Origin of the sequence: Streptomyces sp. bgisy159, from assembly GCF_965341775.1 — a bacterium.
GTDB lineage: Bacteria > Actinomycetota > Actinomycetes > Streptomycetales > Streptomycetaceae > Streptomyces.
The window spans coordinates 46,774-72,308 of the sequence record NZ_CBDQZH010000030.1; the positions used below are offsets into that span (position 1 = coordinate 46,774).

Consider the following 25,535-nt stretch of genomic DNA (forward strand, 5'->3'; position numbering starts at 1 on the left):
GTCCGGCTGCGCGGCGGTCGTCGAGCACGCGGGTGGCCGAAACACTCGGTAGCGGTCGCGTGGCTGGAACACGCGGGTGGCGGCACGGCCGAAATCGCCGGTACGGCGGTGCGGGAGGGGGGCGACGGGGTCGGCCGGCGGTCGTCTCGAACGGCGGCGCACATACTGGCGTCGGCGCCTCGTCCAGCCCGGACGTCCGCCACGGGCACTTCGCTCGCCACCGCATCCAGCCAGCGGTGCACCGCCTCCACCGGCCGCCCCGGTGCACACGATCACCGGCCCGCCGGCGCGGCGCTCTCGGCGCGCCTGAGCGTGCCGCACGCTCCGCGCTCCCCGCCGGCCCCGCTCGTCGCGCCTCACCGGCTCCGGCGCCGAGCAAGGCCACAGATCCCGACAGCTCCCCACCGGTGCATCCGTCTGCGTTGCAGGTGGCCGACGCGCTCGTCGCCGCCTCCCACCACCGGTCCCGCGGCTGGGGAGACGTGGTCGTACTCGCCGCGTGCACTGCCGCGTGGATCGGCGAGGTCTCAGGCTGCCGCGTAGGGGACATCGACGCCGACCAGTGGATCCGGACGGTACGGGGCCGGACCGCACCGGCGCCCGGCGGGCCGACCGACAAGGGCTCCAAGGGCGAGCGGGCTCGCAGGGCTCCCATCGTCGAGGAGATCCGTCCCCCAGTCGCTCCGTGTGCCCTGTCCGCCGGCCCGAATCCCGGTGCCCGCCTGTTCACCGGCCCGCGCGGTGGACGCGTCTCCACCGCCGTCCCGCGCAGCGACTTCGTCGTCCAGCGCGGTGACCCCGGTCACGGGCGCCGGTCCCCCGCTGGTCCCCAAAAATGATCAAGGGCCGGTTTCGGATGCCTCCGAAACCGGCCCTGACCTGCGACTGTCTCCAGTCGGGACGACAGGATTTGAACCTGCGACCCCTTGACCCCCAGTCAAGTGCGCTACCAAGCTGCGCCACGTCCCGGTGCCCGACCGTGCGGTGCCCCGCGTGATCGTGCGTGCAGAACTCTACCGCACACCGGGCGGTGCGCCGAAAGGGCACCCCCGCGGGACAATCGCCGTATGGGCAGCAGTGGGCGGGAGAGCGACCGTGCGGCGGCCGGACGGGACCGGGACGACGAGGGGCGGGCGCGCAACGCGCGGCCCCGGGACGGGCTGGGGCGGCCGCTGCCCCACGGCACGCCGGGCGTGGCGCGGCAGCCGGAGGGTGTGGTGCGCTCGCCGCAGGACACCGTCGCCGAGGCGCGGGCGCTGCTCGCGGCGGGCAAGCCGTTCCACGCGCACGAGGTGTTCGAGGACGCCTGGAAGTCGGGCCCACGGGAGGAGCGCCCGCTGTGGCGCGGGCTGGCCCAGCTCGCCGTCGGCCTCACCCACGCGGCGCGCGGCAACACCACGGGCGGCCCCCGGCTGCTGCGCCGGGGTGCCGGGGCCACCGAGGAGTGGGCGGCCGTGACCGGCCGGTGGCGGCCCTACGGCATGGACGTCGCCGCTCTGGCCGCGTGGGCGCGGGATCTGGCGGACGAGGTCGAACGGGACACCTCCCCCGTTGATCCGGGCGCCCGCGCGCCCCGACTCTGAGCGTGCTCCCGGTGCCGGTGCCGTCGCTGCCGGTGGGGTGCGGCAGACTCGTGGGGTGCGAAAGATTCATGTCATCGGCATCGGCGCGGGCGACCCGGACCAGCTGACCCTGCAGGCGGTCAGGGCGCTGCGGAGCACGGACGTGTTCTTCGTCCTCGACAAGGGCGAGGTGAAGAGCGACCTGACGCGGCTGCGCCACGACATGCTCCGCACCCACATACCGGAGGGCGGCTACCGCGTGGTCGAGGCCGGCGACCCGGAGCGGGACCGCCGGGCGGCGGGCGCGGCGTACTCGCCCGCCGTGGACGACTGGCGCAGCGCCCGCGCCGACATCTACGAGCGGCTGATCGGCGAGGAGTTGGGCGAGGACGGCACCGGTGCGTTCCTCGTGTGGGGGGACCCGGCGTTGTACGACAGCACGCTCGGCATCCTGCGGGAGGTGCTGGCGCGGGGCACCGTGGCGTTCGAGTACGAGGTGGTGCCCGGCATCAGCAGCGTCTCCGCGCTCGCCGCCCGGCACCGCACCGGGCTGAACCGGGTGGCCCGGCCGGTCCAGATCACCACCGGCCGGCGGCTGGCGGAGGGTTTCCCGGACGACGTGGACGACGTGGTGGTGATGCTGGACGCCCACCAGGCCTTCCGGCGCTACGCCGACCAGGACGTGGACATCTACTGGGGCGCCTACCTCGGCACCCCGGACGAGATCCTCGTCTCCGGCCCGATCGCCGAGGCCGGCCCCCGCATCGAGCGGCTGCGCGCCGAGGCCCGGGAGCGCAAGGGCTGGATCATGGACACGTACTTGCTGCGACGCCACCCGAAGAACGCCTGAGAGGCCGGGGGACACCCGCCGGACAGGGCGTGGACGCGGGCGCGGGCGCGGCGGACGCTAGGCGAGCCCCAGCCGGGCCAGCGCGCTCGCCACGTCGGGGACCGGGGTGACGCCCGGGGGCAGCGGGGGGCGTCGTACCAGCAGCACCGGCAGGCCGAGGCGGCGGGCGGCGGTGAGCTTCGCCTCCGTCGCCGCTCCCCCGCTGTCCTTGGTGACCAGGACGTCGAGCCGGTGTTCGCGCAGCAGCGCGATCTCGTCGGCGACGGTGAAGGGGCCGCGGGCGAGGAGGAGTTCCGCGTCCGGCGGCATCGGCGGCTCCGGCGGTTCGACCGACCGCACGACGAAGTGCAGGTCCGTCAGCCCGGCGAAGGCGGCCAGACCCAGACGGCCGGTGGTGAGGAAGACACGGCTGCCGACGGACGGCAGCAGCCGGGCCGCCGCGTCCAGCGAGGGCACCTCGTGCCACCGGTCGCCGGGACCGGCGCTCCAGCCGGGCCGGCGCAGCACCACCAGCGGAACCCCGGTGGCGTCCGCCGCCCGCGCCGCGTTGGCGGTGATGCCGGCGGCGAAGGGGTGGGTGGCGTCCACCGTCGCGGCCACGTCGTGCTCCCGCAGCCACCCCGCCAGCCCGTCGGCCCCGCCGAAGCCGCCGACCCGTACGTCCCCGGCGAGCGCCCCGGGGCGGGAGACCCGGCCGGCGAGCGAGCTGGTGACGTGGACGCCCGGCCGGGCCGCCAGGGCGGCGGCCAGCTCGCGGGCCTCGGCGGTGCCGCCGAGGACGAGGACGTGGCGGGACATGCGTCGAGGGTACGAGAGCCCCCGCTCCCGACCGGCCCCGAGCCCCGTCTACCATGGCTTGTCGCCGGCCATCCGGCTCACGCCTTCATTTCCAAGGCTCGCAGGGAACACAGGCATACGAGAGGCAGGCACCGCACCCCATGGATCTCGTCCCCGCCCTGCCCGTCACACCCCCGGAGGACCGGCCCGGACTGCTCGACGGCTTCTCGCTGGAGATGACCGGCAAGGATGTCGCCGGCCTCGAAGAGGCGCACGGTGCGATCCCCGCCGGCACCCGGGTCAACGTCACCTTCCTCGGCAACGAGGACCTGGAGACGCGGGTGGCGGCGGCCCGTGCCGTGCGGCGGCTCGGCTTCGTGCCGGTGCCGCACCTCTCCGCGCGGCGGCTGCGTTCCCGGGGGGAGCTGGCGGAGTTCCTGGCCGCCCTGCGGGAGGCGGACGCGGTGCGCGAGGTGTTCGTCGTCGCCGGCGATCCGGCGGCGCCGCTCGGCCCGTACGAGGACTCGCTCGCCGTGCTGCGCTCCGGGCTGCTGCACGAGTACGGCGTACGGCACGTCGGGGTCGGCGGCTACCCGGAGGGCCATCCGGCGATCGGCGAGCCGGTGCTGTGGTCGGCGCTGGAGGAGAAGGCCGCCGTGCTGCGCGCGGAGGGCCTGCGGGGCAGTGTCATCACCCAGTTCGGCTTCGACGTCGACGCGGTGCTGAGGTGGGTCGAGTCCGCGCGCGAGCGGGGGGTGGACCTGCCGGTGCGGGTCGGGGTGCCGGGCCCGGCGGGGGTCCGGCGGCTGCTCGGCTACGCGCGCCGCTTCGGCGTCGGCACCAGCGCGGGCATCGCGAGGAAGTACGGCTTCTCGCTCACCAACCTGATGGGGACGGCGGGCCCCGACCGGTTCGTGCGCGCCCTGGCCGAGCGCCACGACGTGACGCGCCACGGCGATCTGGGCCTGCACCTGTACACCTTCGGCGGCCTGCGTGCCGCGTCGGACTGGGCCACCGCCTTCCGGTCGGAACGGCCGGCTGACGACTGACTGACGGCGGACTGCCGACGGCCAGGCGGCCGACGGCCAGGTGGCTGACAGCTGACGGCCGGCGGCTGACGGCCGGCGGTCAGGCGGCGGCGCCCGGACAGGGTCGTTACAGTCGGCGGTATGGGCGCGGTGCGTGGCGTGCTGATCGACATCGACGGAGTGCTGACCGTCTCCTGGCGGCCGCTGCCGGGCGCGGTGGAGGCGCTGCGTGCGGTGCGGGAGGCCGGACTCGGGGTGGTCCTGGTGACCAACACGACGTCCCGCACCCGCGCTTCGATCGCGCGGACGCTGGCCGGGTCGGGGTTTCCGGTGACGGCCGACGACATCCTCACCGCGCCCGCCGCCACCGCGGCGCACCTGGCCGCGCGCTACCCAGGTGCGCGGTGCGCGCTGCTGAACAGCGGTGACGTACGCGAGGACCTCACCGGTGTGACGGTGGTGGAGGACGGTGACGTCGACGTGGTCCTGCTCGGCGGGGCCGGGCCGGAGTTCGGCTACGCGGCGCTGGACCGGGCCTTCGGCCGGCTGCGGCGGGGGGCGCGGCTGGTGGCGATGCACCGCAACCTGTACTGGCGTACCGAGGACGGACTGCGGCTGGACGCGGGCGCGTTCGTGGCCGGTCTGGAGGCGGCGGCGGGGGTGACGGCGGAGGTGACGGGCAAGCCGTCACCGGCGTTCTTCGCGGCGGCCCTGCGGCACCTCGCGGTGGAGGCGGGACAGGCGCTGATGGTGGGCGACGACGTCGAGTCGGACGTCCTGGCGGCGCAGCGGGCGGGGCTGACCGGGGTGCTGGTGCGGACCGGGAAGTTCCTGCCGGAGACGCTGGAGTCGGCGAGCGGCACGCCCGACCACGTGGTCGACTCGTTCGCGGACGTCCCGGGCTTGCCGGGGCTGCGGCCCTGCTGACGGATCGCCGTGCGCAACGCCTCAACGCAGGAGCAGTTGGAGTGCGCCGAGCACCGTCGCCGCGATGACGAGTTGCTCGAACAGGCGCTGGTTGATGCGGTGGACGGCCCAGGCGCCGAGCAGTGCGCCGGGGACGACGAACACGACCAGGGCGGCGTCCAGGAGGAGCGAGCGGCCGTCGATCAGGCCGAGGCCCGCGCTGAACGGCACCTTCGAGACGTTGACGATGAGGAAGAAGAACGCCGAGGTCCCGAGGAAGCCGAGTTTGCGGAAGCCGGCGGAGAGCAGGTACAGCGACATCACGGGGCCGCCCGCGTTGGCGACCATCGTGGTGAAGCCGCCGAGCACACCGTAGGAGCGCGCCTTGATCCGGCCGGCGTGGGTGACGACGGCGTCGGGCTCGTCGGTCCGGTCGGCCGCGCGCCGCCGCCACAGGGTGACGCCCGCCATCAGCAGCAGGATGGCGCCGATCGAGGTCCGGACGGTCGTGTCGTCGGCCCACATCAGGAACAGGGTCCCGGCGACGACGCCGGCCGCGACCGCCGGGAACAGCCGCCACAGCGTGGGCCAGTGGGCGTGGCGGCGGTAGGTGAGGACGGCGAGGACGTCTCCGGCGATCAGGATCGGCAGCAGCACTCCGGTGGAGGCGCGGGCGGGCAGGACGGCTGCGAAGACGGCGAGGCTGACGGTGTTGGCCCCGCTCACGGCCGTTTTCGAGAAACCGACGAGCAGGGCCGCGAAGGCGAGGGCGGCGAACTCCCAGCCGGTGATGTGCCAGAGGGTCGTGGTGTTCATGCGGACGCCGATGCTATGCGCCCGCGCCCGCCCCGGTCAGCACCGTCTCGCCTGCTGGGCCCGTCATAGCCTGCGTGCCCGCCGTGCTCTTGGGACGTCACGCGGCGTCCCACCTCGTGGGCCCGCCACGCCCTGGGGACGTCACGCCTTGTGAGCCCGCCACGCCGTGCGGGTCCGTCGGGCGGGTTCGGGCGCGGCGCCGCCCGGCCGGCCTGCCGCTCAGTGCCGCTCCACCAGCACCGCGCTCCCCTGCCCCACCCCGACGCACATCGTCGCGAGGCCGCGTTCCGCGCCGGTGCGGCGCATGCGGTGCAGGAGGGTGGTGAGGATGCGGGCGCCGGAGCTGCCGAGGGGGTGGCCGAGGGCGATGGCGCCGCCGCTGGGGTTGACCAGCTCGGGGTCGATGCCCAGCTGGTCCACGCACGCCAGGGCCTGCGCGGCGAACGCCTCGTTGAACTCGGCCTCCTGGAGGTCGCCGATCGTCCACTCGGCGCGGGCGAGCGCCTTGCGGGTGGCGGGGACCGGTCCGATGCCCATGACGTCGGGATGGACTCCGGCGGAGGCGCCGGCGACGTAGCGGCCCAGGGACTCCAGCCCCAGCTCGTTGAGGGCCTCCTCGCTGACGAGAAGGAGCCCGGCGGCACCGTCGTTCATCGGCGAGGCGTTCCCCGCGGTGACGGTGCCACCCTGGCGGAAGACCGGCTTGAGGGCGGCGAGTCTGTCGTAGGAGGTGTCCTCGCGGATGGACTCGTCGCTGTCGACGACCACGCCGTCGGGGCGCTCGACGGGCAGGATCTCGTCGTCGAAGTGACCGTTCTTGCGGGCGAGGGCGGCGCGTCGGTGGCTGCGCAGCGCGAAGTGGTCCTGCCGCTCCCGCTCGATGCCGTACCGCTCGGCGACCTCCTCGGCCGTCTCCCCCATCGAGAGCAGACCGTGCAGCTCCTTCATCGCCGGATTCACCAGGCGCCAGCCGAGCCGGGTGTCGAAGGTCTCCATGCGGTGCGGCAGGGCGTCGTCGGGCCGGGGCAGGACGAAGGGCGCGCGGCTCATCGACTCGCTGCCGCCGGCCACCACGATGTCCGCCTCGCCGGCCGCGATGGCGCGGGCCGCGGTGGTGACGGCCTCCAGGCCGGAGGCGCACAGGCGGTTGACCGTGGCGCCGGGAACCGACTCGGGCAGGCCGGCGAGGAGGGCGGCCATCCGGGCGACGTTGCGGTTGTCCTCGCCGGCCTGGTTGGCTGCCCCCCAGTAGACGTCGTCCACGCGGGCCGGGTCGAGCGCGGGCACATCGGCGACCAGGCCGCGGATCACGGTGGCGGCGAGGTCGTCGGGCCGTACGGAGGACAGTGCTCCGCGCAGTCTGCCGATGGGGGTGCGGCGAGCGGCCGCGAAGTGGACGGGACGCACGACAGAACTCCTGACCGACGCGTTAATTACCACTGCTAGTTTTGGTCCTCGGACTATAGCCCCTGCCCGGCCCGCTGGGAAGTTCCCCGCGCCCCTGGGAAGATCGGCGCGAGCCGCAGCCGACGCAGCCGGAGGTAACCGATGGCCGACGCCTACGCACACCGTGAGCAGCGTGAGTACGTCTTCACCGGCACCCGGGGCCGGGTCTTCGTCCGCGAGTGGCCCGGCGACCGCGCCCGCTCCATCGTCCTCCTCGTGCACGGCTACGGCGAGCACACCGGCCGCTACGAGGAACTCGCCGCCGTCCTCGCAGCGCACGGCGCGGCCGTCCTCGGCCCCGACCACATCGGGCACGGCCGGTCCGGCGGTGAACGGGTGGTGATCGAGGACTTCGAGGACGTCGTCACGGACCTGCACACCGTCGCGGACCGCGCGCGGGCCGGACATCCCGGGCTGCCGCTGGTGCTCGTCGGCCACTCGATGGGCGGGCTGATCGCCGCGCGCTACGCCCAGCGGTACGGCGACGGACTCGCCGCCCTGGTGCTGTCCGGACCGGTGATCGGCGCCTGGGAGACACCGGCCCGGCTCCTCTCCCACGAGGAGATCCCGGACATCCCGATCAGCCCCGCGGCACTCTCCCGCGACCCCGCCGTCGGCGCGGCGTACGCGGCCGATCCGCTGGTGTGGCACGGGCCGATGAAGCGGCCGACGCTGGAGGCGTTCGTCCGCGCGCTGGCGGCGGTCGACGAGGGCGGCGACGTCGGCCGGCTGCCGGTGCTGTGGCTGCACGGCGACGACGACCGGCTGGTCCCGCTGCCGGGCAGCCGGGTCGGCGTGGAGCGGCTGAGCGGGGTGGACCTGACCGAGCGGGTCTGGCCCGGGGCCCGGCACGAGCTGTTCCACGAGACGGTCAGAGCGGAGGTGTTCGCGGAGCTCACGCGCTTTCTGGACCGGGTGTCGGGCTGCTGATCCCGCCGCCGGGCGCCGTGTTTGCCCCGGTCGGCCATGGGCACCCGCGCGCTCATGGAGTGGATGCGCCGTGCCGCCTGCCTGGACGAGGATCCCGAACTGTTCTTCCCCGTGGGCACGACCGGACCGGCCCTGCGGGACATCGCGGCCGCCAAACAGGTCTGCGCCCGCTGCCCGGTCACCGCGGAGTGCCTCGCCTACGCCCTCACCAGCGGTCAGCGCTCGGGGGTGTGGGGCGGGACCTGCGAGGAGGAGCGCGCGCGTCTGCTCCGCACCCCCCGGGACCGTGTGAGAAGGAAAGGCACCGTATGACTGTCGTGAAGAGTCCGCTGCCCGAGTCGGCCCGCCAGGTCACCTTCGACGCCCTGCAGAGCACGCTGGTGGACCTGATCGGACTGTCGCTGGTCGGGAAGCAGGCGCACTGGAACATCGTCGGGCCCCGGTTCCGCTCGATCCACCTCCAGCTGGACGAGGTCGTCGACGCGGCCCGCACCTACGCCGACTCCGTCGCCGAGCGCGGCGCGGCGCTGGGCCTGCCGCCGGACGGCCGGCCCGAGACGATCGCCACCGCCTACGCGCTGCCCGGCCCCAAGGACGGCTGGCTGCGGGACAGCGATGTCGTCCAGCTGATGGCCGACGCGCTCGGACGGGCCATCGAGGGCCTGCGCGAGCGGATCGACGACACCGCCGAGGCCGACCCGGTCACCCAGGACCTGCTGATCGGCATCGCCGCGGAGCTGGAGAAGCAGCGGTGGATGTTCGAGGCGGCGAACCTGCCGCACGAGAGCTGACGCACGCGGAGCTGACGCGGAGTCGATGCAGAGCCGACGCTGGGCCGACGGTACGGCCGGCCGACACCTGAAAGGGGCACGCCATGGTTGACGCCCTCGAAGCCGAGACGCTGTGGGAGGACTTCCACCGCGTGGTGAACATGACCTCGCCGGAACTCGCCGCCTGGTTGCGGGTGCGGGACGCCCAGGAGGAGGTGGAACCCCTCCCCGAGGAGGCGGGCTCCGCGACCGGCCGGCACGTCTTGGCCATCCTGCAGAAGCGGCGCACCGACCTCACCGACGACGACCTTCGGGTGATGCGGAAGGTCGTGGAGACGGTGGAGGAGCAGACGGACGTCGCCGACGAGCCGGCCGCCGAGGACACCCGCCTCCGCCACCGCCTGATGACCGTCGGGCACGATCCGCTCAAGCCGTGACCGGTGACGAGCGGCGGGTGCTGCGGGAACTCCTCGACGCGCACGGCCGGACGTACGCCGAGGAGGCCGGCATCCGGCTCAAGGACACCCCGCAGCCGCTGTACCAGCTGCTGGTGCTGGCGGTGCTGCTGAGCGCCCGCATCCGCGCCTCGGTCGCGGTCGCCGCCGCGCGCGAGCTGTCCGCGGCGGGGCTGCGGTCCCCGCGCCGGATGGCGGAGGCGGACTGGCAGCAGCGGGTCGACGCCCTGGGCCGGGGCGGCTACCGGCGCTACGACGAGCGCACCGCGACCCAGCTCGGCGACGGCGCCGCGCTGCTGACCGACCGCTGCGGCGGCGACCTGCGGCGGCTTCACGCCGAGGCGGGTGACGATCCCGGCGAGCTGCGGCGGCTGCTGACCGAGGTGCCGGGCCTGGGACCGGCGGGCGCCGACATCTTCCTGCGCGAGGCGCAGCGGGTGTGGCCGGACGTGGGTCCGCTGCTGGACGACAAGGCCCTCGCGGGGGCGAGGCGGCTGGACCTGCCCGCGGACCCGGACCGGCTCCTCGACCTCGCCGACCGCGCCGAACCGGCGGTCCTCGCCGCCGCGCTGGTCCGCGCGGCGCTGGACAAGGAACTGGCCGAGGAAGTCGCCCGGCAGGCGGCCTAGAACTTCCCCCCGCCAGGCCCCACATGGCCTACAGAACAGCTAGGCCGGCCCCGCGCCTCCGCCGTCCCGGACCACGCGGTGACGGAGACAGACCACCCGCGAGTCGCGGAAGGTGCGGTTCTCGAGCAGGTCGAGGTTCACGCGGCGCCCGCGCCGGGGAAAGTACGGGATACCGCCGCCGACGAGCACCGGGTGGATCCGGGGCCGGTATTCGTCGATGAGGTCCAGCGCGGCCGCCTCGGCGGCGAGGGTGGCGCCGCCGATGGCGATGTCGCCCTCCCCCGGCTCGGCCCGCAGCCGTTCGATCTCCTGCGCCAAGCCGCCGGAGAGCAGACGGGCGTTGCCCCGCACCGCCGACAGCGTGGTGGAGAAGACCACCTTCGGGAGCGGCTTCCACAGTGCTGCCCACTCGCGCATCGAGGCGTCGAGGGACGGGTCCTGGTCGGCGGTCTCCCAGTACAGCATCGTCTCGTACAGCCGTCGCCCCATGAGGTGGACGCCGACGCCGCGCAGTTCGTCGATGAAGAAGCGGAACAGCTCGTCGTCGGGCTCGGACCAGTCGAAGTCGCCGTCCGGTCCGACGATGTAGCCGTCGAGGGAGACACCCATCGAATAGGTGACGCGGCGCATCGGAGGACCTCCTCGGTCGGGGGCGGGCAGCGGGTTGCGAAAAGGTGGGGGTGAGAGGGCGGCGCGCTGTCAGGAGGCCAGTCGCGTCAGCGCGGCCGACACCAGGGTCAGTACACCGGGCATCAGCACCGACGGGTCCGGCGCGAACAGCGGACTGTGGTTGCCGGGCACCCGGTCCAGCTTCTGCTGGAGGTCGTCGCCGGGCGCCGCCCGCCACACGTCCGGCGGGGTCGACGTGAGGAACCAGTACGCGTAGGGCACGCCGTCGGGCGCGAGCAGGGCGAAGTCCTCACTGCCCATCGCCGGACCGAAGTCGAACACCGCGCCTTCGCCCAGGACTTGGCGGTGCACGGCGGCGACCGAGGCGTCGAGTTCCGCGTCGTTGACGGTGTTCGGGAAGCCGGACCGCACCGAGATCTCCGGATCCACCGGGCAGCCGGCGGCCCGGCACTCGCCCTCCACGGTCCGCCGCACCGCCGCCAGGACCCGCTCGCGTACCCGGGGGTCCTGGGTGCGCAGGTTCAGGGCGAGCCGCGCCTCTGCCGGGATGATGTTGTGCTGGGTGCCGGCGTGGAACTGCCCCACCGTCAGGACGACGGCGTCACGCGCCGCGACCTCACGGGCGAGCACGGCCTGCAGCCGGGTCACGATGTACGCGGCGGTGACGACGGGGTCGACGGTCGACTCGGGACGCGAGCCGTGCCCGCCGACGCCGTGCACCACGACGTCGAGGTCGTCGGAGGCGGACATGATCAGCCCCGGGGTGTGCGAGCAGAGCCCGGCCGGTCCCGGCGTGACGTGCTGCCCGAACAGGGCGTCCGGGCGCGGGAAGCGTTCGTGGAGCCCGTCCCGTACCATCGCCGCCGCGCCGCCGCCGACCTCCTCGGCGGGCTGGCCCACCACGACCAGGGTGCCCGACCAGGTGGCGCGGCCGGCGGCGAGCGCCTCGGCGGCACCCGCCAGCCAGGTGAGGTGCAGATCGTGTCCGCAGGCGTGCATCACCCCGGCGGTCGTGGACGCGTACTCCAGGCCGGTGGCCTCCGTGACCGGCAGCGCGTCCAGGTCGCCGCGCAGCCAGACCACCGGACCGTCCCCGTTCTCCAGCACGCCGACCACGCCGGTGCCGCCGACGCCCTCGGCCACCCGGTACCCGGCGGACCGCAGCCGACCGGCGAGCTTCCCGGCGGTGCGGTGCTCGCGGAAGGCCGTCTCCGGGTGGCGGTGCAGGTCCCGGTAGAAGTCCTCCAGGTCGTCGGCCTTCAGCGCGGAGGTCAGGTCCCGGCTGAGACGGGCGACGGCGGACGGCTCGGTCATCGGGGTTCCCTCTCGTCGGCGGCCGGGCGGACGACGTCCCGCCTCACGATGGCACAGAGACGCGCCCGCGGGGCCGCCGACGCGGCACCGGCCCGGGGAACCGCGCTCACCCGCCCAGCGGCAGCTCCAGTATCCGGGCGATGGTGCGCAGCACGCCGTTGTCGTTGTTCGACGGGGCGAGGTGGCGGGCCCGCCGCACCACCTCGGGGTGGGCGTTGGCCATGGCGAAGGACCACTCGGCCGCGTCGAGCATCTCCAGGTCGTTCAGGTAGTCGCCGAAGACCATGGTCTGCGCGGGGGTGATGCCCAGCTCCCGCTGGAGGCGGCGCAGGGCGGCGCCCTTGTTCGCGGTGCGGTTCATGACGTCGACCCAGTGCGCGCCGGAGACGACGACCTGGTGGGTGCCGGTGAAGGGGGCCAGCGCGGGGGCGACGGTCCGTTCGGCCGAGCCGAAGTCGTAGAGGGCCACCTTGATGATGTCGTCGCCGACGGCGGTGACGTCGTCCACGATCCGGTGGCTGAGGTAGTACCGGCGCACCTCGGCGAGGAAGGGCTCGTCGGCGCGCTCGACGTACGCGGCGCGCTTGCCGCAGACCACCACCCCGACGTCGGCGCCGCCGGCCGTGAGCCGCCGGGCGGCCCGCACGACACCGGCCGCGACCGCCGGGTCCATCGGATCGGAGCTCAGCTCGACGCCGTCGCGCACCACGTAGGTGCCGTTCTCGGCGATGAACACCATCCCGTCGGCTACCTGGGCGAACTCCCGCTCCAGGGTGGCGTACTGGCGTCCGCTGGCCGGGCTGAACAGCACGCCGCGCTCGCGCAGCCGCCCCAGCGCCTCCCACAGGCCAGCCGGGGGCCGCTTGTCGTCGTCCAGGAGCGTGCCGTCCATGTCGGTGACGATCAGCCGGATGTCGGCGCCGCCGGCCGGGGCCGGGGTCTGCGCGGGACGGGTCAGGGGCGAGGAGGAGTAGGGCATGTCCTGCCTTCTGTGCGGATGTGGGCCGGTCGTCACCCTACCGGGGGTGCCCCGCGGGCCCGCCCCGGACGGCGGTCGGCCCGGATCGCGGGACACGCCGATCTTCGGGAGGCACAATGGCCGCGTGACCGGCAGGACCGTGGAGGGGACCGAGACGTGAGCGACGAGGGCACCCCGGCGCAGGGCACGGGGCGGCTGAACACCGCCGTGGCGCACAACGCGCGGGTGTGGAACTACTGGATCGGCGGCAAGGACAACTACGAGGTCGACCAGCAGGTCGGTGAGCAGGTCGCCGGCATGTTCCCGGTGATCCGCGCGGTGGCCCGCGCGGACCGTGACTTCCTGGGGCGGGCGGTGACGTACCTGACGGCCGAACGCGGGGTGCGGCAGTTCCTGGACATCGGGACCGGTCTGCCCACCGTGGACAACACCCATGAGATCGCGCAGCGCATCGCCCCCGAGTCGCGCATCGTGTACGTGGACAACGACCCGATCGTGCTGGTGCACGCCCGGACCCTGCTGACCGGGGCCCCCGAGGGGGTCACCGACTACATCGACGCCGACGTGCACGACCCCGGGGCGATCCTGGAGCGCGCCGGGCGGATCCTGGACCTGAGCCGCCCGGTGGCCGTCATGATGCTCGGCATCCTCAATTTCGTCCTGGACACGCGGGAGGCGCGGGAGATCGTGCGCCGCATCATGGCCGCGGTGCCGTCCGGCAGCTTCCTGGTGCTCACCCATCCGACCTATGACGACGAGCTGGGCGGCGCGGGCCAGATCCCGGCGATGGAGTTCTGGAACGCGAACGCCAAGCCGCCGATCACCGCTCGCAGCGGCGCGGAGATCTCGGGGTTCTTCGAGGGGCTCCAGCTGCTGGAACCCGGCCTGGTGGCGTGCTCCCAGTGGCACGCCGGACCCGGCGACGATCCGGTGCCGCAGTACGGCGCGGTCGCCGTGAAGCCGTAGCGGCCGGGGCCCGCCGCGTCGGCGTGACCACGGTGAGCGGTCCTGCTGAACGTGGCCGCCACTGCGCGCCCGTGGTCGGCCGGGCCGCGGGGGTGTGCTCGTGTGAAGACGGTGAGGAGTGCCGGATCCACCGGCCGCCCGCCGGTACGGAAAGTATGATCAAGCAATGTCTGACATGACTGAGACCACGCCCGGTTGGCTGAGCCAGGACGAGCTGGAACTGGCCCGTGCCCGCATGCCGATCCTGTACGTCGAGGCGGTGCCCGTGCGCGTCGACGACAGCGGCGAAGTCACCAGCATCGGACTGCTGCTGCGGATCGGCCCGGACGGGACGGTCAACCGCACGCTGGTCTCCGGCCGGGTCCTGCACCACGAGCGGGTCCGCGACGCCCTGCTGCGCCACCTGGAGAAGGATCTCGGCCCGGTGGCCCTCCCCCGTCTCCCGGCTTCCCTGCAGCCGTTCACCGTCGCGGAGTACTTCCCGACGCAGGGCATCACGCCGTACCACGACTCCCGGCAGCACGCGGTGTCGCTGGCGTACATCGTGCCGGTGACCGGCGACTGCCAGCCCCGGCAGGACGCGCTGGACCTCGTCTGGTTCGACCCGCAGGAGGCGGCGTCGCCGGCGGTGCAGAGCGAGATGCCGGGCGGGCACGGGTTCCTGCTGCGGCAGGCCCTGGCCCACGTCGGCCTCTCGGCCTCCTGACCGGCGTGCCGGCGCCGCGCGGGCTGCCGGGGCAGCGTACGGCCGGTGGCGGGGTGGCGCTCGGGGCGGCCGCCCGGCGGCCCTGCACGGTGGTCGTGTGCCGGGGCTGCTGCTGCGGGGTGGCCCGCAAGCACCCCGGCTTCGACCACGCCTGGCAGTTGGAGCGGCTGCGCGCCGGGGCGGCCGAGCACGGTTTCCGGGTCCGTACGACGGACTGCCTCGGCCCCTGCGACCAGGCCAACGTCATCGTCGTCCAGCCGTCCTCCGAGGGCCGCCGGGCCGGTGGCCGGGCCACCTGGGTCGGCTTCGCGACCGACGGCGACGGCACGGAGGACATCGTGCGGTGGGCGGCCGCCGGCGGCCCGGGCCTGGCCGAGCCCCCGCCGACACTGGAGCTGCAGTTCATCCGGCCCCCGCGTGACGCGCGGAGGCGCTCGCGCCGCTGAGGGACGCACGGACACGGGGGTGTCCCCGCCGCCCCGGGTCTGGCGTCGGCAGCGGGGACTAGCGTGTCCGCCATGGCCGATCTCTTCGAACTGATGCTCACACTGGACCTGCGGGACGACCTGTCGGAGGCGGAGCTCACCGAACTGTGCCGCCATCTCGGCCTGGTGTCCGGGCCCGCCACCGGGCCCGACAGCACAGCCGCCGCCCAGCACGGGCCCGAGCCCGTGCTCGGCCGCAGGGGCGCGGCGCACAAGGTGAGCGGCGCACTCCTGTCGGCGCTCGTCCCCCGGCGCGGCGGCTGGGCCCTGAGCAGCCGCCAGGAGGTTCATCCCGACGACTTCGACGACCTCGGCGAGGTGCTGGTCCGGCTCGCGGGGAAGGCCGCCGACTCTCACCGTCACGACCACGACACCGTCTTCCTGGGCTGGATCCGGCACTACGAGCGGTACGACCCTGAACCGCTGCTGGTCCGGGGCGGCGAGGTCGTCTGGCCGTCGTGACGGCGGCAGCCGCCCGGCGGACGCCGGTGCCGCCCGTCCCCGCCTGTCAGCGCCGGTGTCCGGTGAGCCTCGACCGCGTTCGAAGGGGCACGGGCTGCCTTATCGGAGCTCCGCGAGTACCTCCGCGCAGATCGCCAGCGCGGTCTCGGCCGGTGTGCGGGCGCCGATGTCGAGCCCGATGGGCCCGTGGACACGGCTCAGGACGGCGTCGGTGACCCCCCGGGCGCGCAGGGCCGCGGCGCGGCGGTCCTGGGTGTGGCGGGAGCCGAGCGCGCCTACGTAGGGCGCACCGGCCGTGAGCGCGGCCTCCAGGCAGGGGACGTCGGTGTCGGGCTCGTGGCTGAGCACCACCAGGCAGGCGGCGGCGGGCAGCTCGGCGACCAGGCTGCGGACGCGGTCCGTGTCGGCGGTGACGGTGACCCGCCAGTCAAGCAACGCCGCCTGTGCGCGCAGCAGTTCGGCCAGCTCACCGTCGCCGACGACGATCAGGTAGGGGACGGCGGGGCACGCCTCGACCAGCAGCAGCCCGTCCTCGGTGACCAGCGTCTCGCGCCCGGCGCGGTGGCGGTCGAGCAGCCGGCGGGCCTGCTCGGCGGCGGCGGCCGGGATTCGCGGGCCGGCGTCCGCGCGGCCGGGCACCACCACGGTGCTCACGGCCTCGCCGCGCTCGGGGTCGAGCCGGGTGACCAGCGCCGCGTCGACGCCCTCGGCGAGCAGCTCCCACCAGCGGGCGGGCACCGTGTGCAGCGCCTGGAGCAGGACCTCGGCCTGCCCGCCGCAGGTCAGGCGGGCGCGGCGCACCTCCTCGTCGTGGACGGCGACCGCGTGGACCCGTGCGGTGCGTCCGGACGCCGTGAGGGCGGCCGCCTCGGCGGCCAGCTCCGCGTCGAACGCGCCCCGGTAGAGGGTGCCGTGACAGGAGCCGTCCGCGTCGACGATCAGGGCGTCGGCGGGCCGCTTCGGCCCGAAACCCTGCTCGGCGACCGGGCGGGCCAGCACCGCCGGGCGCTCCTCGGCCGACCGGTGTCGGACCGTCTCCGCGAGTGCGCGCATGACCGGGAACCCCTTCCACGAGACCGGATGCCGCGGTCGTCGGCCGGGCGCCGGAACCCGGACCGCGGTTCCGGTCGCGGCCTCCGCGTCCGCCGACCCTCAACGCATACCCCGGATCCCGGCGGCATTCCCGCGCCCGAGCAGGCTCCAGGACAAAACCGGCCCCGCCCGCGCCCCGTGTCGTCGGGCCCCGCCGTCGTTCCGGCCTGCCCGGGCCGGACGACGCGGCGCCGGGTGACATCGTCGGCAACCCGCTGATCCGGCCGGCCCGCGCGGCACGCGGCAGGCAGTGCGGTCCCGGCTGGTCCCCGGTCCGGCCCGCCGCCGACCGTGTGCCGGGCGGTGTGCCGGGCGGTGTGCGGGGCGGTGTGCGGGGCGGTGTGCCGGGCGGCCGCAGCGTCACCGTCCCGGCCGGACAGCCGCGGGAGTCAGGGAGCGGATGCCGCGAGGGGCGTGCGGAAGCCCCGGAAGGTCACCGGTGCGCGGGTCTCGAAGCCGAGCCGTTCGTAGAGCGCGATCGCACCGGTGTTGGCCTCGGCCACGTGCAGGAAGGGGCGCTCGCCCCGGGCCACGACCCGTGCCACGAGCGCCCGGACCAGGCGGGCGGCGTAGCCCCGCCCGCGCGCCTCCGGGCTGGTGCAGACGGCGCTGATCTCGGTCCAGCCGGGCGGCCGGAGCCGCTCGCCGGCCATCGCCACCAGCCTGCCGTCGGCGCGGATCCCGAGATAGGCGCCGAGTTCACGGGTGCGCGGCCGGAAGGGCCCGGGGCGGGCCCTCTCGACGAGGCCCAGCATCTCGGCGACGTCCGCCGCGCCCAGTTCCGCCACCTCGGCGCGCGGTCCGGCGGGCGGGTGACCGGTCCGGCCGTCGCCCCGCCAGATCATCTGGCGGCCGTCGAGGGCGAACACCGGCTCCCAGTCCGGCGGCGGGGACGCCGGACTGCTGAACAGGTCGGCGAGCGCGCCCGGCCCGAGCAGCCGGGCGAGATCGGCCCACTCCGCCGCACCCGGGTCGGGCGGAAGGGCCGCGAAGGTCGCGACGTCCGATGGGTAGACGGCGACCCGGCCGTGGCGGCGGGCGAGCGGCGCATGGCGCCCGCCGAGCGACGCACCCACCGGGTCGTCGAGGACTACCGTGTCGCGGACCGTCATCCTGCCTGTCCTCTCGTGACGCGGGAACGTCGGGAAGACGTTCCGGGAACGGTCGAGGGGCCGCCCCGGATCTCTCCGGAGCGGCCCCTCGACCGTCGCTTCCCACGTCGGGACGACAGGATTTGAACCTGCGACCCCTTGACCCCCAGTCAAGTGCGCTACCAAGCTGCGCCACGTCCCGATGCCGTCTGACCTGGGGTTTCCCCGGGCCGAACGCGCAGGAAAACAATACCGCACTCGGGTCGGTGATCGCGCACCCGTTTACCGCGGGCCGGAACCAGCCGACGGTTGACCTCAAGTCCGGTCGAGGTTGCACGATCGTCGGCATGACGATCACCGAGCAAGAGACACGGACGTACCCGTTCACCGAACTGTCCCGGCTGATGAGCCTGATGACGGGCGACGAGAAGCACGGGCCCGCCGCGACCTCCACGCTGGACGTGCTGTGGGTGCTCTACGACCGGGTCCTGCGGGTGAACCCCGGCCGGCCGCAGGACCCGGCGCGGGACCGGTTCCTGCTGTCCAAGGGGCACGGCCCGATGGCCTACTACGCGGTGCTCGCCGCCAAGGGCTTCCTGCCGCGGGACTGGCTGCCGGGCTTCGGCTCCTACGACTCCCCGCTCGGCCACCACCCCGACCGCACCCTGGTACCCGGGGTGGAGATCGGCAGCGGATCCCTGGGGCACGGGCTGCCGATCGCCGTCGGTACGGCGCTGGGGCTGCGCGCGCAGCGGCTGGACGAGCCGGGGGTCTGGGTGCTCGTCGGGGACGCCGAGCTGGACGAAGGCAGCAATCACGAGGCGATCGCCTTCGCCGGGCCCGCCGGCCTGGAGCGACTGCACACGATCGTCGTCGACAACTCCTCCGCCAGCCACGCCCGGCCCGGTGGGATCGCCGCCCGCTTCGAGGCGGCCGGCTGGTCCACGGCGACGGTCGACGGGCGCGACCACGAGGCGCTGTACGCGGCGTTCACCGCGCCGCACCCCGGCAGACCGCACGCGGTGGTCGCTCGTGTCGAGCCGAAGTACGCCTGAGCCCCGCTGCCCTGTCCCTCCTTTGCACCTCTCCCGTCTCCCTCCGTCTCCCTCCGTCTCTCCGAAAGGCCTTTGCCATGGAAACCATGCGTGACCGTCTCGCGCCCGTCGTCAGCCGGCTGCTGGACGAGGATCCGCGGGTCGCGGTGGTCCTCGCCGAGATCGGCAAGGACGGCTTCGCCGAGGCGCTGCGCCGCCACCCGGACCGTGTGATCAACGTGGGCATCCGCGAACAGCTGCTGGTCGGCGCGGGCGCGGGACTGGCGCTGACCGGGATGCGGCCCGTGCTGCACACCTTCGCCAGTTTCCTGGTGGAGCGGCCCTTCGAGCAGGTCAAACTGGATCTGGGCCACCAGGGCGTGGGCGCGGTGCTGGTCAGCGCCGCCGCGTCCTTCGACTGGCCGGCGGGCGGCTACACCCACATGGCGCCCGGGGACGTGGCGCTGCTGGACACGCTGGACGGGTGGACGGTCCATGTGCCGGGCCACCCGGACGAGGCCGAGGTCCTGCTGCGGCACGCGGTGGCGGCGGGCGACGACAAGGTGTACGTCCGGCTGTCCGCGCAGACGAACGAGGCGGCCCGCACGGTGGACGGGCAGCGGTTTCTGACGGTCCGCGAGGGCCGCTCGGGCGTGGTGGTGGCGGTCGGCCCCGTGCTGGACGCGGTACTGGCGGCCACCGAGGGCCTCGATGCCACCGTGCTGTACGCGACGACGGTGCGCCCCTTCGACGGGGTGGCGCTGCGCCGCGCCACCGAGGCGGCGGGCACGGACGTCGTCCTCGTGGAGCCGTACCTCGCGGGCACCTCGACCGCCGCGGCGAACGACGCCCTCACCGACCTGCCGCACCGGGTGCTGGGGCTGGGCGTGGGCCGTCGGGAGCTGCGGCGTTACGGCACGGTCGAGGAGCACGTGCGGGCGCACGGTCTGGACGCGGGGTCGCTGCGGGCGCGGATCGGCCGCTTCCTGGCCGGTGCCCTGGTCTGATGCCGGCACCGCGCCGGCCCGCGGTCCGGCTCACGCACCGGCCGGCAGCCCCAGGTCCGGGTACGCCTCCAGAAGTCCGGGCGGTGCGGCCTGGCGCCAGGAGTCGGCGAGTATGTCCCGCAGTTCCCGCTCGTCCTCCAGGGCCGCGAGCCGGGCCCGGACCCAGGCGAAGGACGCCTCGTGGTCGGCGATCCAGAACTTCTCCGGTTCGGCGAGGACCAGTTCGTCGCGCTCCTCCTTGGGACAGCGCACGGCGATGGAGGTCTCGTCCTCGGGCAGCGTGGCGAACATCTTGCCCGCGACCCGGAACGTTGGCATGCTCCAGGCGATCTTCTCCGTGGTGTCCGGAAGGGACAGGGCGATGCGGCGTACGTCTTCTGCGTCCTGCATGCCTCGCACCGTAACCCCCGCCACTGACATCGATGCCGACACTCACCGGCCGGCCGGGGCGAGCCGCTTGTAGTACAGGGTCGTCGGGCGCAGATCGCCGTCGGGGGCGGCCGCGTAGTCGGGGATGACCCCGGCCCGTGTCCATCCGGCGCCGGCGTAGAGCCGCTCGGCCGGGCTGTCGGTCTCGGTGTCCAGGTGCAGCAGGGTGATCCCGGCGGCGGCCGCCGCCCGCTCTGCGGTGGTGAGCAGGGTGCGGCCCAGACCGCGGCCGCGGGCGTCCCGGTGCACCATCAGCTTCACGAGTTCGGCTCGGTGGCGGCTGTTGGGCCGGTCGGGGAGGGCCAGACCGACCGTACCCACGACGCGGCCGGCGTCGTAGGCGCCCCAGACGGCGCTTCGTCCCGCGGCGAGTCCGGCGGCGCGCTCCCGCCACCAGTCGGCGGCCTCGGCGCGCTCCACCGGGTGGAGGAACCCGATCGAGGCGCCGCCCGCGACCGTGTCGAGCAGCAGGTCGGCGTAGCCGTCGAGGTCGGCGAGGAGCCGTCGGCCGTCGAGCCGGAGCACGGTCACGGCAGCACCACCGCCACCAGGTACCGCGCCTCGTCGTCGCCGGCGCACCGGAACCGGGTGGGCCCCCACACCCGCAGCCGCAGGCAGTCACCGGCGGACAGCTGGTGCGCGGTGCCGTCGGCGGTCATCTCCAGGGCGCCGGCCAGCAGCCAGACATGCTGTTCGAGTCCGGCGACGGGCGGCCGGTCGTAGGCGATGTCGGCGCCGGGGGCGAGCCGGCCCTCGACGAGTTCGCCGCGCAGGCCGGGGTGCGGCGGCGACACCGACCGCCGGACGAATCCGGAGGCGCGGTCCTGCCAGACCCGCTGGTCGGCGGCGCGCACGACCGGCGCGGGCTGCTCCTCGACCTCGCTGAGCAGCTGGGACATGGTCCGGCCGTAGACATGGCACAGGCGGTTCAGCAGGGAGGCGGTGGGGCTGGTCTCGGCCCGCTCGGCACGGGACAGGGTGGACCGGCTGATTCCGCTGCGCTCCGCCAACTCCCCCAGGGACCAGCCCTGTTCGGCCCGCAGGCCGGCCAGACGGGCACCCAGCCGGGCGTCCACGGGGTCGACGGCGGCACCCTCGATCTCTCGTTTCACATCCGGGAGGATATCCCAGATATGAAACGACGCCCAGGGGGTTCCCGGGGCGGCCCGGGGTGTCCGGGTCAGAGGCCGGCCGCCGCCTCCCGCAGCGCGTCCAGGACGGGGCGGATCAGCGGGTGCCCCTCCGCGCCCCGCCGTATGGCCGCGAAGACGCGGCGGGTCGGCGCCACCCCGTCCACCGGGCGGACCACCACCCCGGTGAGGGCCATGCCGCGCAGCGCGGAGCGCGGGACGAGGGCCACGCCGACATCGGACGAGGCCAGTGCGACGACCGCGCGGAAGTCGTCGGAAGAGTGCTCCATCCGGGGTTGGAAGCCGGCGTTCTCGCAGGCCAGGACCACCACGTCATGGCAGGGGTTGCCGGGGTAGGGGCCGATCCAGGCGTCCTTGGCCAGCTCGGCGAGCGGCACCTCCACCGCGTCGGCCAGCCGGTGACCGACCGGGACCACGGCGTCGAAGGGCTCGGCGTAGAGGGGCACGTGGGTCAGGCGGGGGTCGTCGGCGGGCGGCGCCCCCCGGTACTCGACGGCCACGGCGACGTCGACCTGCCGGTCCAGGACCATCGGCAGGCTGGCGTCGCCCTCGGCGTCCCGCACTCGGATGCGGATCCCCGGCGCGGTGCCGGCCAGGCGTGCCACGGCCGGCGCGACGACCAGCGCGATCCCGGTCGCGAAGGCCGCGACGGTGACCGTGCCGGCCTGACCGGAGCCGTAGGCGGCCAGTTCCGCCTCGGCCCGCTCCAACTGGGCCAGGACGGCGTTGGTGTGGCCCAGCAGGATCTCCCCGGCCGGGGTGAGCCGGACCCCCTTGGCGCCGCGCTCGACCAGGCGGTGGCCGGTCTCCTGTTCCAGTGCGGTCAGCTGCTGCGAGACCGCGGAGGGCGTGAGGTAGAGCGCGGCGGCAGCCGCCGTCACCGTACGGTGGTCCGCCACCGCACGGAGGATGTGGAGCCGCCGCGCCTCGATCATGGATCGATTGTCTCAAATACGCCGTTGTCGCCGGTAAGCCGGGTGTTCGCCGGTCAGCTCTCCAGCTCGGCCCGTGCCGCCACGAAGGCGTCCACCGCACGGTGCACGTCCGCGGTGGAGTGCGCCGCGGAGAGCTGGACGCGGATGCGGGCCTGGCCCTGCGGGACCACCGGGTAGGAGAAGCCGATCACGTAGACACCGCGCTCCAGCAGCAGCTCGGCCATCCGGCCCGCCTTCGCCGCGTCGCCGATCATGACGGGCGCGATGGCGTGCTCGCCGGGGAGGACGTCGAAGCCCTCCTCGGTCATCCGCCGGCGGAACAGGGCGGTGTTCTCGTTGAGGCGGACCCGCAGGTCGTCCGCCGACTCCAGCAGGTCGAGGACCTTCAGCGAGGCCGCCGCGATCACCGGGGCGAGGGTGTTGGAGAACAGGTAGGGGCGCGAGCGCTGCCGCAGCAGGGCCACGATCTCCGCGCGGGCGGCGACATAGCCGCCGGAGGCACCGCCGAGCGCCTTGCCGAGGGTGCCGGTGATGATGTCGACGCGGTCCATGACGCCGTGCAGCTCGGGGGTGCCGCGGCCGCCGGGGCCGACGAATCCGACGGCGTGCGAGTCGTCGACCATGACCATCGCGTCGTAGCGGTCGGCGAGGTCGCAGATCTCGGCCAGCGGCGCCACGTACCCGTCCATGGAGAACACGCCGTCGGTGACGATCAGCCGGCGCCCGGCGCCGCCGTCCGCGGCTTCCTTCAGCTGCCGCTCCAGATCGGCCATGTCACGGTTGGCGTAGCGGAAGCGGCGGGCCTTGGACAGCCGGATGCCGTCGATGATGGAGGCGTGGTTGAGAGCGTCGGAGATCACCGCGTCCTCGGGGCCGAGCAGCGTCTCGAAGACACCGCCGTTGGCGTCGAAGCAGGAGGAGTACAGGATCGTGTCCTCCTGGCCGAGGAAGGCGGACAGCCGCGCCTCCAGCTCCTTGTGCACCTCCTGGGTGCCGCAGATGAAGCGCACGGACGCCATGCCGTAGCCCCAGCGGTCCAGGGCCTGGTGGGCGGCGGCGACCACCTCGGGGTGGTCGGCGAGGCCCAGGTAGTTGTTGGCGCAGAAGTTGAGGACCTCGCCGGGCCGGCCGCCCGCCGTGACGTTCACGGTCGCGGACTGCGGGGTGCCGATGACCCGCTCGGGCTTGTGCAGACCGGCGGCGCGGATCTCGTCGAGGGTGGCGCGCAGGTCGTCGCGCACGGAGTCGAACATGACGGGGGCTCCTAAGGGTTATGCGGTCCAGTCGAGGATGACCTTGCCGCCCTTGCCGGCGGCGGCGTCGGTGAAGGCCGCCTCGAAGTCGCGGTAGCCGTACCGGCCGGTGATCACGGGGGCGAGGTCCAGGCCGCCCTCCAGCAGCACCGACATCGCGTACCAGGTCTCGAACATCTCGCGGCCGTAGATGCCCTTGAGGGTGATCATCGAGGTGACGACGCGGGCCCAGTCGACGGGGAACTCCTGCGCCGGCAGGCCGAGCATCGCGATCCGGCCGCCGTGCGTCATGTTGGCGATCATGTCGCGCATCGCCTCGGGGCGGCCGGACATCTCCAGGCCGATGTCGAAGCCCTCGCGCAGGCCCAGCTCCCGCTGCCCGTCGGCGATCGACGCGCCGGAGACGTTCAGCGCCAGGCTCACCCCGATCTTGCGGGCCAGTTCCAGCCGCTCCTCGCTGACGTCGGTGATGACGACGTTGCGGGCGCCCGCGTGCCGGGCCACCGCCGCCGCCATCAGGCCGATCGGCCCCGCCCCGGTGATCAGCACGTCCTCGCCGACCAGCGGGAAGGACAGGGCGGTGTGCACGGCGTTGCCGAACGGGTCGAAGATCGCGGCGACATCGAGGTCGACGGGGACGCGGTGCACCCAGACGTTCGACGCGGGCAGGGCCACGTACTCGGCGAAGGCGCCGTCGCGGCCCACGCCCAGCCCGACCGTCGCTCGGCACAGGTGGCGCCGGCCCGCCAGGCAGTTGCGGCACTTGCCGCACACCAGGTGGCCCTCGCCGCTCACCCGGTCCCCGACGGCGATGTCGGTGACGTCGCGGCCGGTCTCGACGACCTCGCCGACGAACTCGTGCCCGATCACCAGGGGGGTGCGGATCGTCTGCTGCGCCCACCCGTCCCAGGACCGGATGTGCAGGTCGGTGCCGCAGATGCCGGTGCGCTGCACCTTGATCAGCACGTCGCCGGCGCCGATCCGCGGCTCCGGGACGTCCGTGAGCCAGAGCCCCGGCTCCGCCTTCTCCTTGACCAGCGCCTTCACGCTACGGCTCCCGTGGTGAGGTCCCGGGCCCGGGCACGCCGACGGCGCCCGCGACCGGGAAGAGGGGTGGAATCGGAGAGCAATCTGCCGTACCGGAACCGCCCCGGTCCATCGAGGATTTCTTAAGCGGAGCCGCAGCTCTGCTTCAGGCCCAGGTCACCTGCAGCGGCAGACCGTCGCGCTCGCTGCGTTCCACCTCGGCGGCGAGCCGCGCCGCGGCCGCCTTCACGGTTTCCAGCCCGGCCCTCCCCCAGGCGCGGGGCGTGAGATCGGCGGCGCAGACCGTACCGAGCACGCGGCCCGCGCTGTCCAGGAGCGGGGCGCCCAGATAGGAGTGCACGCCGTACGCGTCGACGATCGGGTTGCCGGCGAACCGGGGGTAGTCGCCCACGTCCTCCAGCGCCAGGGCCCGTCGCCGGGCGACGACGTGCGGGCAGTAGCCGTGGTCGCGGGGCAGCGACCGGCCGACCTCCGGTTTGCCGCGACGGGCGGCGGGCTCCGGGACGCGCAGCCCGGCGAAGAACTGCTCGCTCTCGCCGATGAAGTTGACCATGGCGTAGGGCGCGCCGGTGACTTCGGCGAGCCGGCCGGCGAATCCGTCGAGGACGGGCTCGGGCCGTTCCCCGAGACCGAGCCGGCGCAGCCTCAGGGCCCGGTCGGGGGCTTCGCGGTCCTCCGGCGTGAGCAGCAGCCGACCGGCCGGGCGGGACGGGTCGTAGCTCATGGCCGGGTTCATCGCCGGGCTCCTGCCGTCTGGTCGTGCGTCATCTGCGGCTCCGTGGACG

Annotated in this window: 31 protein-coding genes and 2 tRNA genes; 16 read left to right on the forward strand and 17 right to left on the reverse strand. The window is 74.2% G+C overall.

Annotation, left to right across the window (positions count from 1 at the left end):
- The first annotated feature begins 422 nt into the window (after positions 1-422).
- The gene (locus tag ACSLTV_RS25365; protein WP_432158247.1) at positions 423-839 is read left to right on the forward strand and encodes a hypothetical protein; all 417 of its coding nucleotides are present in this window, start codon (positions 423-425) and stop codon (positions 837-839) included.
- A gap of 56 nt (positions 840-895) precedes the next feature.
- Here ACSLTV_RS25365 and ACSLTV_RS25370 read toward each other — a convergent pair.
- Positions 896-969 (reverse strand) — tRNA-Pro (locus tag ACSLTV_RS25370).
- A 98-nt stretch (positions 970-1,067) separates the two neighbouring features.
- On the opposite strand from ACSLTV_RS25370, the gene ACSLTV_RS25375 reads away from it, so the two are divergent.
- Positions 1,068-1,583 carry a DUF309 domain-containing protein gene (locus ACSLTV_RS25375; protein ID WP_432158248.1) on the forward strand — a complete coding sequence of 172 codons (516 nt, stop codon included), beginning with the start codon at positions 1,068-1,070 and terminating at the stop codon, positions 1,581-1,583.
- 55 nt (positions 1,584-1,638) lie between these two features.
- Positions 1,639-2,412 carry a precorrin-6A synthase (deacetylating) gene (gene cobF, locus ACSLTV_RS25380; RefSeq protein WP_432133494.1) on the forward strand — a complete coding sequence of 258 codons (774 nt, stop codon included), beginning with the start codon at positions 1,639-1,641 and terminating at the stop codon, positions 2,410-2,412.
- A gap of 57 nt (positions 2,413-2,469) precedes the next feature.
- Here cobF and ACSLTV_RS25385 read toward each other — a convergent pair whose 3' ends face one another.
- Positions 2,470-3,210 (reverse strand): cobalt-precorrin-6A reductase, encoded by a 741-nt coding sequence (locus ACSLTV_RS25385; protein ID WP_432158249.1) that lies wholly within the window; start codon positions 3,208-3,210, stop codon positions 2,470-2,472.
- A 140-nt stretch (positions 3,211-3,350) separates the two neighbouring features.
- Here ACSLTV_RS25385 and ACSLTV_RS25390 point away from each other — a divergent pair, with 140 nt between their 5' ends.
- Together ACSLTV_RS25390 and ACSLTV_RS25395 are read left to right on the forward strand one after the other, a co-directional pair.
- Entirely contained in the window at positions 3,351-4,238 is an 888-nt protein-coding gene (locus ACSLTV_RS25390) for a methylenetetrahydrofolate reductase (RefSeq protein ID WP_432133496.1), read from the forward strand.
- Between the two features lie 120 nt (positions 4,239-4,358).
- Positions 4,359-5,144, forward strand: a complete 786-nt coding sequence (locus ACSLTV_RS25395; RefSeq protein WP_432158251.1) for an HAD-IIA family hydrolase — start codon at positions 4,359-4,361, stop codon at positions 5,142-5,144.
- Between the two features lie 21 nt (positions 5,145-5,165).
- Here ACSLTV_RS25395 and ACSLTV_RS25400 read toward each other — a convergent pair whose 3' ends face one another.
- Both ACSLTV_RS25400 and ACSLTV_RS25405 read right to left on the reverse strand, forming a co-directional pair.
- Positions 5,166-5,939: a sulfite exporter TauE/SafE family protein gene (locus tag ACSLTV_RS25400; RefSeq protein ID WP_435612958.1), complete on the reverse strand. Its 774-nt coding sequence runs from the start codon at positions 5,937-5,939 to the stop codon at positions 5,166-5,168.
- Between the two features lie 219 nt (positions 5,940-6,158).
- Positions 6,159-7,346 carry a thiolase family protein gene (locus ACSLTV_RS25405; protein ID WP_432158252.1) on the reverse strand — a complete coding sequence of 396 codons (1,188 nt, stop codon included), beginning with the start codon at positions 7,344-7,346 and terminating at the stop codon, positions 6,159-6,161.
- Positions 7,347-7,487: 141 nt separating this feature from the next.
- Between ACSLTV_RS25405 and ACSLTV_RS25410 the strand changes: the two genes are divergently transcribed.
- From ACSLTV_RS25410 to ACSLTV_RS25430, 5 genes are all read left to right on the forward strand, one after another.
- Positions 7,488-8,315 (forward strand): lysophospholipase, encoded by an 828-nt coding sequence (locus ACSLTV_RS25410; protein ID WP_432158253.1) that lies wholly within the window; start codon positions 7,488-7,490, stop codon positions 8,313-8,315.
- 36 nt (positions 8,316-8,351) lie between these two features.
- The gene (locus ACSLTV_RS25415; RefSeq protein WP_432133501.1) at positions 8,352-8,627 is read left to right on the forward strand and encodes a WhiB family transcriptional regulator; all 276 of its coding nucleotides are present in this window, start codon (positions 8,352-8,354) and stop codon (positions 8,625-8,627) included.
- On the forward strand, positions 8,624-9,106 hold the full coding sequence (locus ACSLTV_RS25420) for a Dps family protein (RefSeq protein WP_432133502.1): 483 nt from the start codon (positions 8,624-8,626) through the stop codon (positions 9,104-9,106). Before ACSLTV_RS25415 ends, ACSLTV_RS25420 begins: the two co-directional genes overlap by 4 nt.
- A gap of 83 nt (positions 9,107-9,189) precedes the next feature.
- A complete protein-coding gene (locus ACSLTV_RS25425) occupies positions 9,190-9,522 on the forward strand; it encodes a DUF3140 domain-containing protein (RefSeq protein ID WP_435612959.1) in 333 nt (110 codons plus the stop codon).
- Positions 9,519-10,169 carry an endonuclease gene (locus tag ACSLTV_RS25430; protein ID WP_432133504.1) on the forward strand — a complete coding sequence of 217 codons (651 nt, stop codon included), beginning with the start codon at positions 9,519-9,521 and terminating at the stop codon, positions 10,167-10,169. Before ACSLTV_RS25425 ends, ACSLTV_RS25430 begins: the two co-directional genes overlap by 4 nt.
- 39 nt (positions 10,170-10,208) lie before the next feature.
- On the opposite strand, the gene ACSLTV_RS25435 is transcribed toward ACSLTV_RS25430, so the two are convergent.
- The 3 genes from ACSLTV_RS25435 to ACSLTV_RS25445 all read right to left on the reverse strand — a co-directional run bounded on the left by ACSLTV_RS25435 (position 10,209) and on the right by ACSLTV_RS25445 (position 13,092).
- Positions 10,209-10,799 (reverse strand): dihydrofolate reductase family protein, encoded by a 591-nt coding sequence (locus ACSLTV_RS25435; protein ID WP_432133505.1) that lies wholly within the window; start codon positions 10,797-10,799, stop codon positions 10,209-10,211.
- A gap of 69 nt (positions 10,800-10,868) precedes the next feature.
- Positions 10,869-12,113 (reverse strand): amidohydrolase, encoded by a 1,245-nt coding sequence (locus tag ACSLTV_RS25440; protein WP_432133506.1) that lies wholly within the window; start codon positions 12,111-12,113, stop codon positions 10,869-10,871.
- Positions 12,114-12,219: 106 nt separating this feature from the next.
- Positions 12,220-13,092, reverse strand: a complete 873-nt coding sequence (locus ACSLTV_RS25445) for a Cof-type HAD-IIB family hydrolase (RefSeq protein ID WP_432133507.1) — start codon at positions 13,090-13,092, stop codon at positions 12,220-12,222.
- A gap of 156 nt (positions 13,093-13,248) precedes the next feature.
- On the opposite strand from ACSLTV_RS25445, the gene ACSLTV_RS25450 reads away from it, so the two are divergent.
- The 4 genes from ACSLTV_RS25450 to ACSLTV_RS25465 all read left to right on the forward strand — a co-directional run bounded on the left by ACSLTV_RS25450 (position 13,249) and on the right by ACSLTV_RS25465 (position 15,711).
- The gene (locus ACSLTV_RS25450) at positions 13,249-14,058 is read left to right on the forward strand and encodes an SAM-dependent methyltransferase (RefSeq protein WP_432133508.1); all 810 of its coding nucleotides are present in this window, start codon (positions 13,249-13,251) and stop codon (positions 14,056-14,058) included.
- 166 nt (positions 14,059-14,224) lie between these two features.
- Positions 14,225-14,764, forward strand: coding sequence for an NUDIX hydrolase family protein (locus ACSLTV_RS25455; protein ID WP_432133509.1), 540 nt, complete (start codon positions 14,225-14,227; stop codon positions 14,762-14,764).
- A 53-nt stretch (positions 14,765-14,817) separates the two neighbouring features.
- Positions 14,818-15,210 (forward strand): (2Fe-2S) ferredoxin domain-containing protein, encoded by a 393-nt coding sequence (locus tag ACSLTV_RS25460; RefSeq protein ID WP_432158268.1) that lies wholly within the window; start codon positions 14,818-14,820, stop codon positions 15,208-15,210.
- A gap of 72 nt (positions 15,211-15,282) precedes the next feature.
- Positions 15,283-15,711, forward strand: coding sequence for a hypothetical protein (locus tag ACSLTV_RS25465; protein WP_432133510.1), 429 nt, complete (start codon positions 15,283-15,285; stop codon positions 15,709-15,711).
- A 99-nt stretch (positions 15,712-15,810) separates the two neighbouring features.
- On the opposite strand, the gene ACSLTV_RS25470 is transcribed toward ACSLTV_RS25465, so the two are convergent.
- The 3 genes from ACSLTV_RS25470 to ACSLTV_RS25480 form a co-directional block, all read right to left on the reverse strand.
- Positions 15,811-16,764 (reverse strand): XdhC family protein, encoded by a 954-nt coding sequence (locus ACSLTV_RS25470; RefSeq protein WP_432133511.1) that lies wholly within the window; start codon positions 16,762-16,764, stop codon positions 15,811-15,813.
- Positions 16,765-17,192: 428 nt separating this feature from the next.
- Entirely contained in the window at positions 17,193-17,915 is a 723-nt protein-coding gene (locus tag ACSLTV_RS25475) for a GNAT family N-acetyltransferase (RefSeq protein ID WP_435612960.1), read from the reverse strand.
- A 107-nt stretch (positions 17,916-18,022) separates the two neighbouring features.
- Positions 18,023-18,096: transfer RNA gene (locus ACSLTV_RS25480), tRNA-Pro, on the reverse strand.
- 145 nt (positions 18,097-18,241) lie between these two features.
- On the opposite strand from ACSLTV_RS25480, the gene ACSLTV_RS25485 reads away from it, so the two are divergent.
- Both ACSLTV_RS25485 and ACSLTV_RS25490 read left to right on the forward strand, forming a co-directional pair.
- Positions 18,242-18,949 carry a transketolase gene (locus ACSLTV_RS25485; RefSeq protein WP_432133513.1) on the forward strand — a complete coding sequence of 236 codons (708 nt, stop codon included), beginning with the start codon at positions 18,242-18,244 and terminating at the stop codon, positions 18,947-18,949.
- A 77-nt stretch (positions 18,950-19,026) separates the two neighbouring features.
- A complete protein-coding gene (locus ACSLTV_RS25490; RefSeq protein ID WP_435612961.1) occupies positions 19,027-19,935 on the forward strand; it encodes a transketolase family protein in 909 nt (302 codons plus the stop codon).
- A 30-nt stretch (positions 19,936-19,965) separates the two neighbouring features.
- Here the strand turns inward: ACSLTV_RS25490 and ACSLTV_RS25495 are convergent, their stop codons facing one another.
- The 7 genes from ACSLTV_RS25495 to ACSLTV_RS25525 all read right to left on the reverse strand — a co-directional run bounded on the left by ACSLTV_RS25495 (position 19,966) and on the right by ACSLTV_RS25525 (position 25,474).
- Positions 19,966-20,325, reverse strand: a complete 360-nt coding sequence (locus ACSLTV_RS25495; protein WP_432133515.1) for an MmcQ/YjbR family DNA-binding protein — start codon at positions 20,323-20,325, stop codon at positions 19,966-19,968.
- A gap of 42 nt (positions 20,326-20,367) precedes the next feature.
- A complete protein-coding gene (locus ACSLTV_RS25500; RefSeq protein ID WP_435612962.1) occupies positions 20,368-20,895 on the reverse strand; it encodes an N-acetyltransferase family protein in 528 nt (175 codons plus the stop codon).
- A complete protein-coding gene (locus tag ACSLTV_RS25505; RefSeq protein ID WP_432133517.1) occupies positions 20,892-21,476 on the reverse strand; it encodes a helix-turn-helix domain-containing protein in 585 nt (194 codons plus the stop codon). Before ACSLTV_RS25505 ends, ACSLTV_RS25500 begins: the two co-directional genes overlap by 4 nt.
- 68 nt (positions 21,477-21,544) lie before the next feature.
- Positions 21,545-22,450: a LysR family transcriptional regulator gene (locus ACSLTV_RS25510; protein ID WP_432133518.1), complete on the reverse strand. Its 906-nt coding sequence runs from the start codon at positions 22,448-22,450 to the stop codon at positions 21,545-21,547.
- Between the two features lie 53 nt (positions 22,451-22,503).
- Entirely contained in the window at positions 22,504-23,703 is a 1,200-nt protein-coding gene (locus ACSLTV_RS25515) for a glycine C-acetyltransferase (protein ID WP_435612963.1), read from the reverse strand.
- A gap of 18 nt (positions 23,704-23,721) precedes the next feature.
- Complete coding sequence (gene tdh, locus ACSLTV_RS25520) at positions 23,722-24,750, reverse strand: L-threonine 3-dehydrogenase (protein WP_435612964.1); 1,029 nt, start codon at positions 24,748-24,750, stop codon at positions 23,722-23,724.
- Positions 24,751-24,895: 145 nt separating this feature from the next.
- Positions 24,896-25,474 carry a GAF domain-containing protein gene (locus ACSLTV_RS25525; RefSeq protein ID WP_432133726.1) on the reverse strand — a complete coding sequence of 193 codons (579 nt, stop codon included), beginning with the start codon at positions 25,472-25,474 and terminating at the stop codon, positions 24,896-24,898.
- Between the last annotated feature and the right edge of the window lie 61 nt (positions 25,475-25,535).

Excerpts from the sequence above, each read along its gene's own strand:
- ACSLTV_RS25375 (WP_432158248.1), top strand. The coding sequence starts at position 1,068 with ATGGGCAGCAGTGGGCGGGAGAGCGACCGTGCGGCGGCCGGACGGGAC.
- ACSLTV_RS25385 (WP_432158249.1), bottom strand. The coding sequence starts at position 3,210 with ATGTCCCGCCACGTCCTCGTCCTCGGCGGCACCGCCGAGGCCCGCGAG.
- ACSLTV_RS25390 (WP_432133496.1), top strand. The coding sequence starts at position 3,351 with ATGGATCTCGTCCCCGCCCTGCCCGTCACACCCCCGGAGGACCGGCCC.
- ACSLTV_RS25395 (WP_432158251.1), top strand. The coding sequence starts at position 4,359 with ATGGGCGCGGTGCGTGGCGTGCTGATCGACATCGACGGAGTGCTGACC.
- ACSLTV_RS25400 (WP_435612958.1), bottom strand. The coding sequence starts at position 5,939 with ATGAACACCACGACCCTCTGGCACATCACCGGCTGGGAGTTCGCCGCC.
- ACSLTV_RS25410 (WP_432158253.1), top strand. The coding sequence starts at position 7,488 with ATGGCCGACGCCTACGCACACCGTGAGCAGCGTGAGTACGTCTTCACC.
- ACSLTV_RS25415 (WP_432133501.1), top strand. The coding sequence starts at position 8,352 with ATGGGCACCCGCGCGCTCATGGAGTGGATGCGCCGTGCCGCCTGCCTG.
- ACSLTV_RS25420 (WP_432133502.1), top strand. The coding sequence starts at position 8,624 with ATGACTGTCGTGAAGAGTCCGCTGCCCGAGTCGGCCCGCCAGGTCACC.
- ACSLTV_RS25425 (WP_435612959.1), top strand. The coding sequence starts at position 9,190 with ATGGTTGACGCCCTCGAAGCCGAGACGCTGTGGGAGGACTTCCACCGC.
- ACSLTV_RS25435 (WP_432133505.1), bottom strand. The coding sequence starts at position 10,799 with ATGCGCCGCGTCACCTATTCGATGGGTGTCTCCCTCGACGGCTACATC.
- ACSLTV_RS25440 (WP_432133506.1), bottom strand. The coding sequence starts at position 12,113 with ATGACCGAGCCGTCCGCCGTCGCCCGTCTCAGCCGGGACCTGACCTCC.
- ACSLTV_RS25445 (WP_432133507.1), bottom strand. The coding sequence starts at position 13,092 with ATGCCCTACTCCTCCTCGCCCCTGACCCGTCCCGCGCAGACCCCGGCC.
- ACSLTV_RS25455 (WP_432133509.1), top strand. The coding sequence starts at position 14,225 with ATGTCTGACATGACTGAGACCACGCCCGGTTGGCTGAGCCAGGACGAG.
- ACSLTV_RS25465 (WP_432133510.1), top strand. The coding sequence starts at position 15,283 with ATGGCCGATCTCTTCGAACTGATGCTCACACTGGACCTGCGGGACGAC.
- ACSLTV_RS25470 (WP_432133511.1), bottom strand. The coding sequence starts at position 16,764 with ATGCGCGCACTCGCGGAGACGGTCCGACACCGGTCGGCCGAGGAGCGC.
- ACSLTV_RS25475 (WP_435612960.1), bottom strand. The coding sequence starts at position 17,915 with ATGACGGTCCGCGACACGGTAGTCCTCGACGACCCGGTGGGTGCGTCG.
- ACSLTV_RS25485 (WP_432133513.1), top strand. The coding sequence starts at position 18,242 with ATGACGATCACCGAGCAAGAGACACGGACGTACCCGTTCACCGAACTG.
- ACSLTV_RS25490 (WP_435612961.1), top strand. The coding sequence starts at position 19,027 with ATGGAAACCATGCGTGACCGTCTCGCGCCCGTCGTCAGCCGGCTGCTG.
- ACSLTV_RS25495 (WP_432133515.1), bottom strand. The coding sequence starts at position 20,325 with ATGCAGGACGCAGAAGACGTACGCCGCATCGCCCTGTCCCTTCCGGAC.
- ACSLTV_RS25510 (WP_432133518.1), bottom strand. The coding sequence starts at position 22,450 with ATGATCGAGGCGCGGCGGCTCCACATCCTCCGTGCGGTGGCGGACCAC.
- ACSLTV_RS25515 (WP_435612963.1), bottom strand. The coding sequence starts at position 23,703 with ATGTTCGACTCCGTGCGCGACGACCTGCGCGCCACCCTCGACGAGATC.
- ACSLTV_RS25525 (WP_432133726.1), bottom strand. The coding sequence starts at position 25,474 with ATGAGCTACGACCCGTCCCGCCCGGCCGGTCGGCTGCTGCTCACGCCG.